Genomic DNA, 15,568 nt, shown 5'->3' with positions numbered 1-15,568 from the left:
AGCTGTTCGTTCTTCGTTTTTCGGACAAAAGCCAATTATCCTATCTACAGAAGAATTGGATAATGATAAGATTATTGACGCTTTGGAAAACACTCCGGTATTCAAACGTGATGAGAAATTCAACCCAAGCGAATACAAGCCGGAAATGAAGAAACAAGGTGGCCTTTTTAATGACTAAATCATAATAAAAAATACAACAATGAACTTATTTGATAAAGTAAGCGAAGATATCAAAGACGCAATGCGCGCAAAGGACAAAATAAGACTGGAAGCATTGCGGGGAGTAAAAAAGGAGTTTCTTGAAGCAAAAACAGCGAAAGGTGCTAATGATGAATTATCTGACGAAGCAGCAACTCTTATCTTGCAAAAGATGGTGAAGCAACGTAAAGATAGCGCAGAAATATATAAAAATCAGGGGCGTGACGATCTGGCCGGAGATGAATTAGCACAGATTGCTGTTATAGAAGCGTATCTGCCAAAGCAATTATCACAAGAAGAACTGGATGCAAGAATCACCGAAATTATAGCTCAAGTAGGAGCTTCATCTCCTGCGGATATGGGTAAAGTGATGGGTGTAGCGACAAAAGCTCTTGCAGGTATTGCTGCCGGAAAAGCTATTTCTGAAACAGTAAAAAAGCTGTTGAATAAATAACACTGGTATAATTTTATTATAAATACAAAAAGCAGAATATTCGAATATTCTGCTTTTTGTATCTTATAGAGTATGAGAAATGACCGTCTCCAGCATACTACTATTAAAAATAGATGCAGGAGAAACTACGATCTCATCTTTTGGTATTTTATCTCCGTATCGTTCTTTTAGTTTCTGTTGGACTTCTTCCCCTGTCAAGTCAAAGTCTCTCAAGTACTGCAGCTTGCCAACTTCAACTTCTGCGCCTCGCTTATAAATTTTCCAGACAAGCTCAGAACAGTATATTTTCTCGTCCGACCAGTCAAATGCAGAGTCATAACTTTTTCCTAAGAGTTTAGCCCCCTCCTCTTTCATTTTCTTCAGCGTGTTAAAGGTTAATATCTGATTTGCAATCCTTAGCCGTTTGATTACATAATGACCATCCTTTCCCTTTGCTACCCACTCATCTAAAGGAGTCAGCTTTACAGTTTCAGCAGCCTCATAGACATAGAATCTACCATTATTCTTATAAATAATGCCACAGTGAGAGTACTTTGAGTTTGTAGCTTGCTGAATAGCCTCACTCTGAGCCGAGAGTGAAGTCTGAAAGATTATATCGCCATCCTCTATCTGTTCTTCCCGAGTAGCTTTAGCCTTATCGGTAGAGACCGTCGTTGATGGATAAAAGTAGTAGGCACATAGCCCTAAAATAAAAAAGATAGTAAAGATGAGAGAGATAATTTTCGCCTTTCTCATAGATAAATAGTTTAAGATTTACTTGAACATTTTCTCTATTGCATCATCTTCGAGCATAGAGATAATTGTTTTTCCGTCAGGAGTATGTTTATATGCAGAGGAAGCAAAAAGCTGATCGACAATCTTATTCATCTCCTCTGTAGACAAAGTATGCCCATAAGGGATTGATGCAGCATAAGCCATCGAAAGTGCTAGTGCTTCGCGTATTTCCTCTTTTACATCGCTGCCGCTCTCTATACTCTTATTTATCATATTGTGCACAAGCTGTACAGAGTCTATATTTGTTATTTCGGCAGGCGTACCATTTATAGCATAAGAATTATTTCCTAAATGGCTCAAATCGAAGCCTACGGCCTCAAGATCGTCTGTCAGATAAGGCATCATAGCAGCCTCTGATGGAGACAGCTCGATAATCTCTGGGAATAGTGCACGTTGTGAGATGCCTCTTTTATGCTCTATCTGAGATAAAAACTGATCGAACAATATACGAATATGGGCACGATGCTGATCGATAAGCATTAGTCCCGATTTAACGGAGGTAAGGATATAGCGGTTCTTGTATTGATAATGTACCACCATTTCGGGAACTATCTTTTCAGAATCGCCTGTTTGTTGCTGACTAAAAATATCAACATCGGGGGCAAGCTCAGTAGAAAAATCAACAGTACTTTTATCACTTTCAAATCCTTTGTATAACTGATCCAAATCGAACTTTGGACGCTGATAGTTTGTCCTTGCAGGCGACTTGAATGGATTATATGACGGATCTACATTTACACGAGGCTGGGATATATTTTTTGAAGGATCGTGTATCGGTATATCTATAGCTCCTTCGGTATCAAAATCGATTGTAGGTACTTCATTAAACTTACCCAATGCCTCCTTGATGGCTGCGGTAAGAATTTGCCAGATAGGCTGTTCATTCTCAAACTTTATCTCTGTCTTTGTCGGATGTATATTTACATCGATAGTAGAAGGATCAACTTGAAAATAAATAAAATAGTTTGGATACTCGCCCTTCAGAATCAAAGGGTCGAATGCAGACTGTACAGCCTTATTAAAATATGCATGACGCATATACCTGTTATTCACAAAAAAGAACTGCTGGGCTCTGGCTTTTCGTGCCGATTCGGGCTTACCTATAAAGCCGGTTATCTTAGCCAGAGAAGTATCTATATCAATAGAGATAAGCTGCTGATTGAAGTTCTTACCTACAACATTTACGATACGCTGCCGCAAACCTCCGGCCGGGAACCTCAATACTTCTACATCATTATCTATAAAAGTAAATTCGATAGAAGGATTTACCAGAACAATACGCTCCAGTTCGGTAAGAATATTTCTACGTTCGGTATCGTTCGATTTTAAGAATTTACGACGGGCAGGAACATTATAGAATATATTCTTTACAGAAAAATTACTGCCTACAGGGCAAGCCACAGGCTCCTGGTTTTCGACTCTCGACCCTGCTATTTGCAGCAAAGTACCCAGTTCGTCTTCAGCTCTTCTTGTTTTAACTTCCACATGCGAAATAGCAGCAATAGAGGGCAAAGCCTCACCCCTGAACCCCATGGTGTGAAGATCAAACAAATCATCCGCCTTTCTTATCTTAGATGTAGCATGCCGTTCAAAGGCCATGCGGGCATCTGTTGCCGACATTCCTTTTCCGTTATCTATCACCTGAATCAGTGTACGCCCGGCATCCTTAATGATAAGCTGTATACTGTCTGCTCCGGCATCGATGGCATTTTCAACCAATTCCTTCACCACTGACGAAGGCCGTTGAATAACCTCTCCTGCCGCGATTTGATTGGCTATAGAATCGGGTAAAAGATGTATTATATCACTCATTATTATTCTATGGTTATTCTTCCCGATTAAAGACAGAGGTTTTACTCCGTTGAGGTTTTACATCTGATGCTTTACGAGAAACTTTCCTGAATATATCATCTTTATCTAAAGGTCGTAAATAATCGTACCAATAGAAATCTGTTAAACGCAATTGTTCTGGAGTAATCAGGTCGAAAGGTGTTGTTTTCCCTACAGATTTGGGCCAGGTAACAAGCTTCTCGAATGCACCATCCTTCATGAATATCTGTAGATAACTGCTTTCAAGCCAATTGAGAATACCTGACAGTTCCTTATTTTTCTCTTCGGGATACGATATTGTCTCCACATTACCTTCTGCTAATACTCTTTCAAGCTGTTTGTTCTGGAAGAAAAGCTTCATAGAACGCGATTTCAATTGATTGTAATGTAACGAGTCTTTCTGCTCTATCGAGAAACTATATCGTTTGACATGCATATGATCGATTGTGCTATCATTCATATAAATGTCTATCGTATCGCCATATAGCTGCCTGTTTGTATTCCACAGTATAGGGTCTTTATACATATGGAGTATAGAATCTCTTGAGTTGAACTGTAAAGAGTCACAAATACCCTGCATGTCGGAGCGATAGAAACGGACTCCGTAATATGCCTTTATCTCTCTGAAAGTAGTCACTTTAGGCTCTTCCTTTTTCCCGGGAGGTAATGCCGATGGCAAAGGTTCGAGCGAAGAAGATATATTTACCGGCTGAGTATGTAAGGAATCGGAATGAAGCTTACCTATAGAATCGCTATGTAAGGAATCCGCAGCTACTTTAGTATGCTTTTGTATCTTCTGATTGGTGGGTTTGATACTATCTACTATTGCAATCAGCTTAAGAGTATCGGCATGGATATATAGTGTATCGCCTTGCGAATATTCAACACAGTAAGCCGAATCGGTAGCCAGCGCATAATCTGTAAGCTCATTATAGAAACCATAATGTCCTCTTAGGATAACTTTTTTAGTCGTATCTTGCAAAAACATATTGCCAAATACCTCTCCATATCCTTTTGCCTTATGGTACGATATGGAATCTCCTCTCAATATACGATTACCCTGCTTGTTTACAATTGTAGATTGATCCAACAAGAGGGACTCCTCGGTTGCAGTATTGTACCAGCCTTTGCTGGAATAAATAATGCCACTGTCGGAAACAATTTTGGTAGGAGTATAGATTGTTGCAATCTTAGTATCCGTATTATATTTAAGACGATCGGAATATAACTTAAACTTATTGTTTACAAGAATCACACTATCCTTGAATGTTGCCAGCTTGAGTGCAGGCTCATATTGCCCCCAGTAGGACGTAAGCTCATTCAACGAATCGACGAGCATACCACCATCAAAGTAATAACCGATATTCATCATACGGTCATAATTTAAGCTGTCGGTAAACAGTGTTCCGCTACCATGTTCGAGGCGTACGTTCTCTCTGAACATTACAACCCTTGTATTTCCATCATAATGCATATAATTGCCGTAGAGAAATAGGGTATCGCCCTGTTCCATCCGTACGTTATTGAATGCATTAAAAGAGTTCATCTTTTCGTCATAGTAGGCACTGTCGCAATACAGATACGCCCCATCGTGAAAGAATATAACACTATCTTTCAATATCTTAACATCTGAACCCGCTCGGGTAAACAGTTCCTTACTAAATACAATGTCTATTACTTTCTGTTTTCCTTTTGCCTGTTGAGGTTTTTGCTGACTCTGAGGCTTTTGAGGCACCTGAAGGATATCCACATCCATATGCGGAGAAATCATCATCTGTGCCGATGCATAAATAGCAATCAGGCATAAAACACTGATTGCAGATATTCTATGCCTTTGCGTTATGTATGTAATAAATTTCTTAAACACCTGTTATATTTACTTGCTAGCCTGATCTTTTTTAATCCAGTCGGGATATTGGAAATCACAGTTTTCCCAATCCTTATCTATTCTTACATAAGTACTCTTTATTTTTGTTTGGAGCCACTTTTTCAGAACCTCTTCATGCTTCTTGTTTTCTACAATCGCCTTCAATGTCTGATAGTCGTCAGAAACATTTGCGACATGTCCTTCAGTCTTGCTTTTCAATTTTATAATAGCAACAACTTCTTTACCGCTATTCTGCTTCATTGTGAATGCAGGCGATATATCTCCTACTTTCATATTGTTTACTATCTTACCTATTTCGGTAGGTAGTTCTTCCATTGTAAAGCGAGGAGTGCCGTAGTTTGTACTCTCTTTGTAGTTTACCATCAGCCCGTTATTCTTCCTTGTATTTTTATCGAAAGATAATACTGTAGCATCTTCGAATGTAAACTTATTTGCCCTAATATCGTTTGCAATAGAGTCTAGTCTGAATTTTGCTTTATTCATATCTTCTGTCGATACCTTCGGACGAAGCAGTATGTGGCGGAAGTTAGCCCTATCACCTCTTCTTTCTATCAATTGAATGATATGGAAGCCGTATTCAGTCTCTACAATATTTGATACTTTTTTAGGATCAGACAAAGAAAATCCTACACTTGAGAATTCCGGCAATAACTCGGCACGTCCCATAAAACCCAGTTCACCACCATTGGGTGCCGAACCCGGATCTTCAGAATACATGATTGCTAAAGTAGCAAAGTCGGCAGTTCCGGAGTTTATCCTGTTTGTATAATCTCTCAGCCGATCTTTTACCTGATCAATATCTTTTAATGGAATCACAGGTTCATTCGTAATAATCTGCACTTCAACCATTGTCGGGATATAAGGCAAACTATCTTTTGGTAGCTGAGCATAATATTTTCGAACTTCGGAAGGTGTCAGATTGGTCTTTTTACCCACCAAGCTCTTCTTTACTTCTGAAACCAGATATTCATTACGAATTTGTTCGCGCCATTCGTCCCTGAGCTGTGACATAGTAGAGCCTAAGTATTCTTCGGCTTTCTCTTTTGAACCCAGATTGGCAATAACATTATTCTCGTATCTCGATAGCTGGCTGTTAACTGCTGATGCCGGCACTTCTATACTATCTATCTTTGCCTGATCGAGGAACAGCTTTTGAACAGCAAGTTGCTCCGGAATCAAACAATAAGGGTCTCCCTCGATGCGTTCTCCGCGAGACAACATCCCCAAGCGAACTTTTTCAACATCCGATTTCAGGATAGCTTCATCCCCTACTACCCATATTATTTCATCTATAACATTATTCTGAGCATAGGATAAAATACCCGACCCCAATAGTATTATTAATAAAATTAATTTTCTTGCCTTTTGCATCATTTTTGTCTGTTTATTAAAAAGTGGCGTAAATATAGTGATAATGTATCACTTTTTCTTAACGTAAAAAAAGAAGTTATAGTCTACTTATTATAAAACTTAATTTCATTATCCGAAATGGCCTTATTATACAAGTCCTGTTGCACCTTATTGAGGTAATCGCTTTTCCTCTGTTCTGTATAAATTTCCATCAATTGATTTTTTATATACTCATAAGGAGCCTCACTTCCCACAGTCCTGTACTCTTTCACATTCAAAAGATATACGAATGAAGAATCCCGGGCTTCTATATTTTTGTTGATCTTCAAGAAGTCCGCCCCGTTATCCACGGATAGTGGCATATTATCTATAATCTCGTTCAAGCTTACCCACCTATTGTAGAAATATTCGTACCCAACTGCATTCTTCAATGTATTCTTCTCTATATTTTCTACAGCTGCATCTGTCGGTTGTTTATACCACTTCAGAAAATTATTGAGTTCTTTTGAGTCAATCGGAACTTTCAGATATAGTCCCTTTATTATATTTTCTTTAAGCTTCAACTTATCTTTATTCTGTTCGTAAAAAGATTGCAATTCGGCATCGGAGACGGATTTTGACAGATGCTCCGTCAACAATTGCTCTTGATATAGATTCGAGATAAGAGTTTTTCGATAGTTTTCTATCAATCGTTCTATCTCCTCTTTATTTACTATATTTTTTTTCGCCTTGTCATACAACAGCTGATCATTTATCCACATTTTTATGTAGGTATCTGCCGCAGCAGTACTATCTTGCGCAGACAGTGTACGGGGAACCGTATTGTTGAGCTCATCCATATACAAGGTTTTGTCCCCGACAGTGACTACAGGAACTTGGCTCAGATCAGGCGCATCAGTACTTCCTTTACTGCATGACAGCATAGATATCAAAATTGATGCAGATATTATAATAATATTATAGATTCTCATTTTATTGTATTCAATACAGAATTATTTATCTCCACTTTATATTTCTTGCGTAAATCAGCCTTCCATTGTTGTTCGAGCTGAGTTTGATAATCAGACTCAACAGCATATCTCACATCATTATAGTCTATTGGCTTTGATACAAAGTCACCCAAGACGATAAAGTACGGATAGCCCATTTTTGCTTTCGCTTCTTTTCCCTCAAAGACCTTATTATCTACATACGGGTTTTCACCCTTAGCCCATATTCCGGGTTCCATCAGCACCCTGAGAGAATCTTTATTCAGAGCATGTCTTATTTTTTCAATAAGAATATCTCTGTTCTTCTCACTCTTAGCTAATGATGCAGCAACAGTTAGTGCTTTTTCATCTTTTGCATAAACAATCAGTCCTCTATACTTTGTTCCGCCAAGGGAATATTTATTTTTATTTTTCTTGAAATATTCCGACAAGCCTTTTTCGTCGGTAGCAGCACGTTCCCATATATTCTTATTCATTACGCCAAAAGATAAAAGTCCATTAGAGACTTCATCTAATTGCTTCTTATATTCAGGTTCTCTATCTGGTAGAGATAAGTAATAATAATCAGTCAGGCAACGTGAATAATATGCATTAAAATATTCTTTCAGCACATCTGTGGATAACGAATTATTGATAGCCTCTGTGTATACTACCGTTTCAGGAGCATCGGTCGGCTTATTATCCATCAAGTTTTGCCTCAATCGAATATATTCAACAAAGTTAGCAACAGTATATATCTTCTTATCTCCAAACGAAAATAAAATATCATTACTATTATCAACTTTTTTCAAAAAAGAAGAATCTTTAGGAGATATCTTATTTGCTATTTCATTCAGTCTGTCATAAGCCACACGATTCAAGTTAAAACCTAATTCTTGTGACATACTTTTTCGTTTCTCAATAGCCATTTCTTCCGACTTGTCACTTTCCAGTATGCGAGCTTTCAGCGAACTCTTCATATCAGCATAAGACAGAACCGGAATTTTTTTCAGCAGCCGGATAATATGAAATCCATATTCAGATTGTACAGGTTCGCTCACATCTCCTTCTTTTTTGAGATTAAAAGCTGCTTCTATAAACGTTGGAGACAAACGAGATTCCAAATTTAGAACTCCAAAATGGCACCCTTTTTCACCCATTTGCATTACACGAGTAAACTCATCACACAACGATTGATAATCTGAAGCTGTACGGATATTCCGATATTCTCTCCAAGCAACCTTCCCCACGCTGTCTATTTGATTGAGACCGGCAGGAATACGGGAAAAATTAAATAACACTTGCTCGATATCTACCGAACCTACAGCTGGGCGTTTATTTAAGACCTGTATAATATGATATCCATCCGAACATCTTATCGGCATACTGACCTCGTTAACAGGAAGAGAGTAAATCACCTCCTCTACTTTAGCATTAAACATAAAAGGAGCAACCCAGCCAATATAGCCGTTTTGTCGATTATAATCCAAAACAGTAGAAGACGACAATACTTTACTATACCCTTCGGCTGCGAACCCATTTTTAGATAATCTCCCTTGCAAGTCTATCGCTTTTTGGTATAGAACAACTGTATCGGCAGGATATATTATTTTTTCTTCGAATGGAACAAGTACGTGATTTATTTCCACGTTTTGCTGCATCCTATTATATATCTTCAACAAATAATCATTTTCGTAAATCGTATCTTGCATATATTTACGAGACATGCCAACTCTTGCTGCAGACAAATCTCTTATATAATTTCCGGTTGTATCCACTCGCTGAGCTTTAGCCTCTGCAATATTCAACCTAAAATCTATGTAAGATTGAACAAAGTCAGCTAGAGATTCTTTTTCACCATCAGACCTTGAGACATTACTTTCTCTGTAAGCTTTCTCCAACTCTGATTTCAATACAGGTTTTCCATTAATCTGAATAGCGACAGGGTCTACCTGCTGTGCATGCAGATAGAAAGTAGCATGTAGTGTGATAAGAAAGAATACAAGTCGTCTTTTATTCATATATCAAGCTGATAAACTGTATAAAAAGCAAAGATACAAGAAATAAAGGCTTGTAATGTTTTAAAATATTCTAAAATAAAGGAATACCAATAGTTTTTTAATATGAGGGAAGATTAGTTAGCAGAAGTAACACCATCAAACGAGCCGATAGATATTAACAAAAACGAATGGCTGCCGATTGGCAACCATTCGTATTATAATAAATTCTGTCCAATCAAATTTTATTCTCCTCTGCTGTAATTTGGAGCTTCGCTTGTAATAGCAACATCGTGAGGATGACTTTCTGCAACACCAGCATTCGTGATACGAGTAAACTTAGCATTGTGCAGTTCGTCAATATTCTTTGCTCCGCAATACCCCATTCCGGCACGAAGACCGCCGGTCATCTGATAAACGACTTCAAACAACGATCCTTTGAAAGGAACACGGGCAGCAATACCTTCCGGCACAAGCTTTTTAATATCAGCTTCCATATCTTGGAAGTAACGGTCTTTTGAGCCTTTTTCCATTGCTTCCAAAGAACCCATACCACGATATGACTTAAACTTACGTCCATTGAAAATGATTGTTTCGCCCGGAGACTCTTCTACTCCGGCAAGCAACGACCCCATCATAACAGAGTAACCTCCTGCAGCAAGAGCTTTCACAATATCTCCCGAATAGCGCAAACCTCCATCCGCAATCAACGGAACATTTGTTCCTTTCAGCGCTTTAGCAACATCATAGATAGCCGATAACTGAGGCACTCCGATACCTGCAACTACACGTGTAGTACAGATCGAACCCGGACCGATTCCCACCTTTACGGCATCTGCTCCGGCATCAACTAGATATTTTGCTGCATCGCCTGTTGCTATATTACCCACAACAATATCAATGTTTGAATAAGTAGCTTTTACTTTTTTCAGCATTTCAACCACTCCTCTTGAGTGTCCATGTGCTGTATCAATAACAATTGCATCTACTCCGGCCTGAACAAGAGCATCAACACGCTCCAGCGTATCATAAGTTACACCCACACCGGCAGCAACACGCAAACGTCCGTTTTCATCTTTGCACGCAAACGGTTTATCTTTTGCCTTTGTAATATCTTTATATGTGATTAGTCCGATTAGTTTATTATCGGCATCAACTACAGGTAGTTTTTCAATCTTGTGTTGTTGAAGAATATCTGCTGCCGCTTCAAGGTCTGTAGTCTGGCGTGTTGTAATGATATTTTCTTTTGTCATCACATCATCGATCAACTCATTCATATCACGTCTGAAGCGCAGGTCACGATTGGTCACAATACCAACCAAACGGTTGTTTGTGTCCACAACAGGAATCCCCCCGATTTTGTATTCAGCCATCATTGCCAAGGCATGACCAACTGTTTTGTCGCGAAGAATACTTACAGGATTTGAGATCATTCCGTTTTCTGCACGTTTAACAAATCGAACCTGCTGCGCTTGAGCTTCTATAGACATATTCTTGTGTATAACGCCTATACCACCTTCACGAGCTATTGCGATAGCAAGCTTAGCCTCGGTAACAGTATCCATTGCAGCCGAAACAAACGGAATATTTAATTTGATATTGCGTGAGAAATTTGTCGACAAATCGACTTCGCGGGGGAGAACTTCTGAATAAGCGGGGATCAACAATACATCATCGAATGTCAATCCATCCATTACAACTTTATCTGCAATAAACGACATATATTAAAGAGCTTTTGAAATTTATTGCGCGCAAATATACATATTTTTGATGAATTATAAGCAACAAACTTTCAAAAAATAATACTTTTTTAACTTAAGAGCCTGTTTCAATATTGAAATAGGCTTATCTAACTTCCACATTAGATAAGCCTATTTAATATAACCTGAAAAGATTGTCAGGAAAATATATTTTTATTTATCAAATCATTTTTTTCTTATCAGTCTAATCAATTCGCCAATCCAGAGAACAACAGATGTGCCGCCTATAATAATGCCCCAGTCTTGAATGGTTAGCGGCATAGTACGAAATACATCGCCACCAAAAGTAACAATCAATATCTGTCCTACAAGAATTATTAAGGCTACCAACTCAAAGCCTGCGCTTTTATTTAATCCGGCAAAAGCGGATTTACCTGTTGCATAGGCTTTGGCATTAAACATATTCCAGAATTGTAGTAGAACGAAGACTGTAAAGAAATACGACAAGAAGTAACGCTCTCTATCTCCTTCGGCGACATAGCTAAAGAATGAATTCAAGTGAACAGGATCTGAAAAATAATACATCATTCCGAGAAGTAATATAACAAACATTACGCCTGTAAAAAGAATATGTTTAGCAATGGAAGGCGTCACAATAAAATCACTGTTTTTCCTCGGCTTAGTTTTCATCACATTCGGGTCAGGAGGTAATGAAGCTAATGCTCCGGCCGCAAAAGTATCCATAATCAGGTTTACCCAAAGCATTTGCGTTACGGTTAACGGCAATTGTTGCCCAAACACAGAACCCAAAAATACGATCAAAAGTGCAGCCACGTTGATAGTCAACTGAAACAACATAAAGCGCTGTATATTCTTATAGAGCGAACGCCCCCACATCACAGCAGTAGCAATACTACTGAACGAATCGTCAAGCAGAGTAATATCACTCGCTTCTTTAGCGACCGATGTCCCCGAGCCCATCGACAAACCTACATCCGCATAATTGAGAGCAGGAGCATCGTTTGTCCCGTCACCGGTAACAGCAACGATCTCCCCTTTCTGTTTCAGGAGATGCACAAGCCGCTGCTTGTCTGTCGGACGAGCACGACACATTATCTTTAAACCTTGTACTCTATCGAGTGCTTCCTCATCGGAAAGCTTTTCGAAATCAACACCACCAATAATATTCAGATCGGTATCCTCATCATCCTTCCAAATACCAATCTGACGCCCTATTTCTTTAGCCGTACCATACGTGTCGCCTGTAACAATTTTTACCCCGACACCCGCACTCAAGCAATGTTGCACAGCCTCAGGAACATCAGAACGTACGGGATCGGAAATTCCTGCTATTCCAAGAAATACCAATTCTCCTTTAATCAAATCTTCCACAGCCGCTTTTGCATCATCTACATACTGGTATGCAAAACCGAGTGTACGCATTGCCTGATTCTGATATTGCAATAGCTGACTATTAATTTTTTCTTTGTATTCATTTACCGGAACGAGACCTTCGGCAGTAATTACATGTTTGCATTTACTCAAAACTACTTCTGGCGCACCTTTTACATACAGAACTTTCTTTCTCAGTTTTGGAGAGTCTACAAAAGTTGCCATAAACTTACGTTCGGTAGAGAATGGCAATTGCTCTATGATAGCTTCTTTGTTACGAATATTACTATACAGTATTTTACTATTGTTGAGCCAAAGCAGCAAAGCTCCTTCGGTAGGATTTCCTAAAGCCGCCACTTTCTTAGGGTCTGAGAAATCTAAAAATGCAGTAGAGTTTACCGATATATTCCCTATCACAAGACGGCTGATTTCGCTGTCGGTCAATCGCTGATCTTCCAATCCGTAGAAATTAGTGCTGGCAACCTGCATTTGGTTTTGAGTAAGTGTTCCTGTCTTATCTGTACAGATAACAGTGGTAGCTCCCATTGTTTCCACAGCATGCATTTTACGCACAAGATTATTCATCTTCAACATGCGACGCATACTAAGCGCAAGACTAAGCGTAACACTCATCGGCAAACCTTCGGGAACAGCAACAACAACCAATGTAACCGCCACCATAAAGGCCTGTAAAATCTCTGTAGCCGTATCAAGATTTATCCACGAACTACTATTCAGCGGATCTACGCCAAAAACATATCCGATCGATGAAATGGCAACCGTCACCAATGCTCCTGTAAAAAGCCACCTCAACCATCCTCCTTCTTTCACAGACTTAGGAAGTTTAGAGTCTTTACCGAGCAATTCGAGACCTCCATATATAATAGGCAACCATACTTTTATCATGCCCACTGCTACCCCCAACATTGCACCGGCAAGCAAAGCAAGCTGTCTTTTTTGCATAGGTACAATAGGATCGAAAACAACATCCTTAAGAACAAGGACTAAAAATGTGAAAAGGGCTAATATAAGACCAACAACACCGATAAACTTAGCCAAAGAGTCTAACTGACGGTTCAATGGTGTTTCACCTTCAACTTTTTCGGTCGCCTTCACCGCCACTTTTCCGAATTCGGTATTATCTCCAATACGATGTACTTCAAAAACCCCGTGCCCATTTATAACCTTCGTTCCTCTAAGCACCCAGTTTGAAGGATAAGTAACTCCTTCTTCGAAATGTTCGGGGTCTGTAGTCTTATCTATACTCAGCTCTCCTGTAAGACAAGACTCGTCTATCTGCATCGATACAGCTTCGAGTAATTCGCCATCAGCCGGAACCTCGTTGCCTATCTCAAGCAAAACAATATCACCAACTACAATATCTTTTTTGGCAATCTGCTTTACATTTCCGTTGCGCATCACCATAATCTGGTCTTCGTCGTTCACCTGATTGAGAACGTCAAACTTTTTGTTGGCATCCATTTCGAACCAAAAAGAGACGCCTGTTGCCAGAAGAATAGCACAAAAAATACCAATAGTCTCTATATACTCATTATGTATAATAGAAATCCCTAAGGACAAGAATGCGGCAATAAGCAATATACGAATGATCGGATCTTCAAACTTTTTCAAAAAAAGTTTCCAAAGAGGTTCTTTTTTGGGGGGAGTGAGAATATTTGCACCATGCTTCTGCCTGCTTGCTTTCACTTCACTATCGGAGAGACCTATGTATTTTTTTCTACCTTCCATTATTTATTGGTTATTTATCTTTAACGTCTTTAAAACCTTATTGGTTATTCAAAACCGACAAAGTTACGTTCATTTAACATAAGATGGAATATCTGTCGGTTAAATTATTGTTACAAAATCACCTCCCCCATCATTCGATCATCATAGAAACCGGGATTTAGAATCATATTTTTATTTACTATCCTAAGTATTAGCTGAGATATAAATTTGATATTTTCTTATTTTTACTCAACAAAGTAGAATGTTAATGCAGATGAAAAAAAATTATCTTATATAAAAGGGATTGATATGATTGGGGGAGAAAAGTTACAATCAAATATGAACTAAACCTGTTACTTTTGTCACTTTTTTATCTTTATCCAATTCTTTTATATTCCTTATATTTGCAAATAAGATTCAATAACATGATTAAAGAGCTATTAAGTAAAAATCCTTTATACGTTTTTGCACTCGAGAGTGAAGCCTCAGATAAGTTTGTAGATGAAAGCCCACTTTTTATTGGTGTGGGCAAGGTAAATGCAGCGTATCATTTAACAAAACAGATAGCACAAAATAAACCGAGCATTATCATCAACCTCGGATCTGCTGGCAGCAATTTTTTTGAAAGAGAGGCAGTAATCTGCTGTACTCATTTTATACAGCGTGATATGAATGTAACCACTCTAGGCTGTGAGTTGTATGAAACGCCTTTTTCTAACACAAAACCGATTCTGAAGTATGGAATCCAGGTCGAGGCTCTGCAAGAAGGCATCTGCGGAACCGGAGACAGTTTCGAGGTGAGCCACAATACATCAGATTATAACATTGTAGATATGGAAGCCTATCCATTGGCATATATTGCTAAAAAAGAGGACATTCCGTTCTTGTGTTTGAAATATATTTCGGATGGTGCTGACGATAATGCCGCCGAAGATTGGAATATTACAGTTAAAAAAGCAGCGGACGCACTTAGACAAGCAATCGACGAGCTAAAAAGATAGTAGTATTCAACCGTATAATAACATTGGGGGGTTCATTTTTTAAGTTAATAAGGTGAACGAAAAGAATCACTCTTTCTCATCGTCAAATAAAAAGTCATCGGAGCATAACTCTTCTATAGCAAGTGCCAGTTGCATATTTGAACTATCTTTCCTGTCAAGAGATTCGATTTCTTTCTTAGGAGCGTATTTCAAATTCTCCTTCTTGTTCTTGTCATCTTTCATATCCAATGTTCTTATTAGTGTATTTATCTAATTAGACGATTTAGATTTAAAAATATTTCAATTTAC

At 38.6% G+C, this 15,568-nt stretch carries 11 protein-coding genes; 2 read left to right on the top strand and 9 right to left on the bottom strand.

Annotation, left to right across the window (positions count from 1 at the left end; translation table 11 throughout):
- Window positions 1-199 precede the first annotated feature (199 nt).
- Complete coding sequence (locus tag B3P17_RS13945; protein WP_252637177.1) at window positions 200-652, top strand: GatB/YqeY domain-containing protein; 453 nt, start codon at window positions 200-202, stop codon at window positions 650-652.
- 63 nt (window positions 653-715) lie between these two features.
- Here the strand turns inward: B3P17_RS13945 and B3P17_RS13940 are convergent, their stop codons facing one another.
- The 8 genes from B3P17_RS13940 to B3P17_RS13905 all read right to left on the bottom strand — a co-directional run bounded on the left by B3P17_RS13940 (window position 716) and on the right by B3P17_RS13905 (window position 14,300).
- Entirely contained in the window at window positions 716-1,387 is a 672-nt protein-coding gene (locus tag B3P17_RS13940; protein WP_252637175.1) for a YiiX family permuted papain-like enzyme, read from the bottom strand.
- Window positions 1,388-1,405: 18 nt separating this feature from the next.
- Window positions 1,406-3,238 (bottom strand): DNA mismatch repair endonuclease MutL, encoded by a 1,833-nt coding sequence (mutL, locus tag B3P17_RS13935; RefSeq protein WP_291105933.1) that lies wholly within the window; start codon window positions 3,236-3,238, stop codon window positions 1,406-1,408.
- A gap of 13 nt (window positions 3,239-3,251) precedes the next feature.
- Window positions 3,252-5,027 carry an OstA-like protein gene (locus B3P17_RS13930; RefSeq protein WP_414647341.1) on the bottom strand — a complete coding sequence of 592 codons (1,776 nt, stop codon included), beginning with the start codon at window positions 5,025-5,027 and terminating at the stop codon, window positions 3,252-3,254.
- Window positions 5,028-5,132: 105 nt separating this feature from the next.
- Window positions 5,133-6,518 carry a peptidylprolyl isomerase gene (locus tag B3P17_RS13925; RefSeq protein WP_252637170.1) on the bottom strand — a complete coding sequence of 462 codons (1,386 nt, stop codon included), beginning with the start codon at window positions 6,516-6,518 and terminating at the stop codon, window positions 5,133-5,135.
- 80 nt (window positions 6,519-6,598) lie between these two features.
- Window positions 6,599-7,465, bottom strand: a complete 867-nt coding sequence (locus B3P17_RS13920) for a peptidyl-prolyl cis-trans isomerase (protein WP_252637168.1) — start codon at window positions 7,463-7,465, stop codon at window positions 6,599-6,601.
- Window positions 7,462-9,483 (bottom strand): peptidylprolyl isomerase, encoded by a 2,022-nt coding sequence (locus tag B3P17_RS13915; protein ID WP_252637166.1) that lies wholly within the window; start codon window positions 9,481-9,483, stop codon window positions 7,462-7,464. The genes B3P17_RS13920 and B3P17_RS13915 overlap by 4 nt, the downstream gene beginning before the upstream one ends.
- 221 nt (window positions 9,484-9,704) lie before the next feature.
- On the bottom strand, window positions 9,705-11,180 hold the full coding sequence (gene guaB, locus B3P17_RS13910) for an IMP dehydrogenase (protein ID WP_135106728.1): 1,476 nt from the start codon (window positions 11,178-11,180) through the stop codon (window positions 9,705-9,707).
- A gap of 204 nt (window positions 11,181-11,384) precedes the next feature.
- Window positions 11,385-14,300, bottom strand: coding sequence for a calcium-translocating P-type ATPase, PMCA-type (locus B3P17_RS13905; RefSeq protein WP_252637164.1), 2,916 nt, complete (start codon window positions 14,298-14,300; stop codon window positions 11,385-11,387).
- Window positions 14,301-14,704: 404 nt separating this feature from the next.
- On the opposite strand from B3P17_RS13905, the gene B3P17_RS13900 reads away from it, so the two are divergent.
- A complete protein-coding gene (locus tag B3P17_RS13900) occupies window positions 14,705-15,280 on the top strand; it encodes a nucleosidase (protein WP_252637162.1) in 576 nt (191 codons plus the stop codon).
- Between the two features lie 66 nt (window positions 15,281-15,346).
- Here the strand turns inward: B3P17_RS13900 and B3P17_RS13895 are convergent, their stop codons facing one another.
- Window positions 15,347-15,502 (bottom strand): hypothetical protein, encoded by a 156-nt coding sequence (locus tag B3P17_RS13895; RefSeq protein WP_252637160.1) that lies wholly within the window; start codon window positions 15,500-15,502, stop codon window positions 15,347-15,349.
- Window positions 15,503-15,568: the final 66 nt, after the last annotated feature.

This window comes from Dysgonomonas sp. UBA7630 (assembly GCF_002483985.1).
GTDB lineage: Bacteria > Bacteroidota > Bacteroidia > Bacteroidales > Dysgonomonadaceae > Dysgonomonas.
This window is presented reverse-complemented; position numbering and strand designations above follow the sequence as displayed.

Bases quoted from the DNA above. Each gene is read 5' to 3' on its own strand.
- B3P17_RS13945 (WP_252637177.1), top strand. From the start codon at position 200: ATGAACTTATTTGATAAAGTAAGCGAAGATATCAAAGACGCAATGCGC.
- B3P17_RS13930 (WP_414647341.1), bottom strand. From the start codon at position 5,027: ATGATTTCTCCGCATATGGATGTGGATATCCTTCAGGTGCCTCAAAAG.
- mutL (WP_291105933.1), bottom strand. From the start codon at position 3,238: ATGAGTGATATAATACATCTTTTACCCGATTCTATAGCCAATCAAATC.
- B3P17_RS13915 (WP_252637166.1), bottom strand. From the start codon at position 9,483: ATGAATAAAAGACGACTTGTATTCTTTCTTATCACACTACATGCTACT.
- guaB (WP_135106728.1), bottom strand. From the start codon at position 11,180: ATGTCGTTTATTGCAGATAAAGTTGTAATGGATGGATTGACATTCGAT.
- B3P17_RS13895 (WP_252637160.1), bottom strand. From the start codon at position 15,502: ATGAAAGATGACAAGAACAAGAAGGAGAATTTGAAATACGCTCCTAAG.
- B3P17_RS13940 (WP_252637175.1), bottom strand. From the start codon at position 1,387: ATGAGAAAGGCGAAAATTATCTCTCTCATCTTTACTATCTTTTTTATT.
- B3P17_RS13925 (WP_252637170.1), bottom strand. From the start codon at position 6,518: ATGATGCAAAAGGCAAGAAAATTAATTTTATTAATAATACTATTGGGG.
- B3P17_RS13900 (WP_252637162.1), top strand. From the start codon at position 14,705: ATGATTAAAGAGCTATTAAGTAAAAATCCTTTATACGTTTTTGCACTC.
- B3P17_RS13920 (WP_252637168.1), bottom strand. From the start codon at position 7,465: ATGAGAATCTATAATATTATTATAATATCTGCATCAATTTTGATATCT.
- B3P17_RS13905 (WP_252637164.1), bottom strand. From the start codon at position 14,300: ATGGAAGGTAGAAAAAAATACATAGGTCTCTCCGATAGTGAAGTGAAA.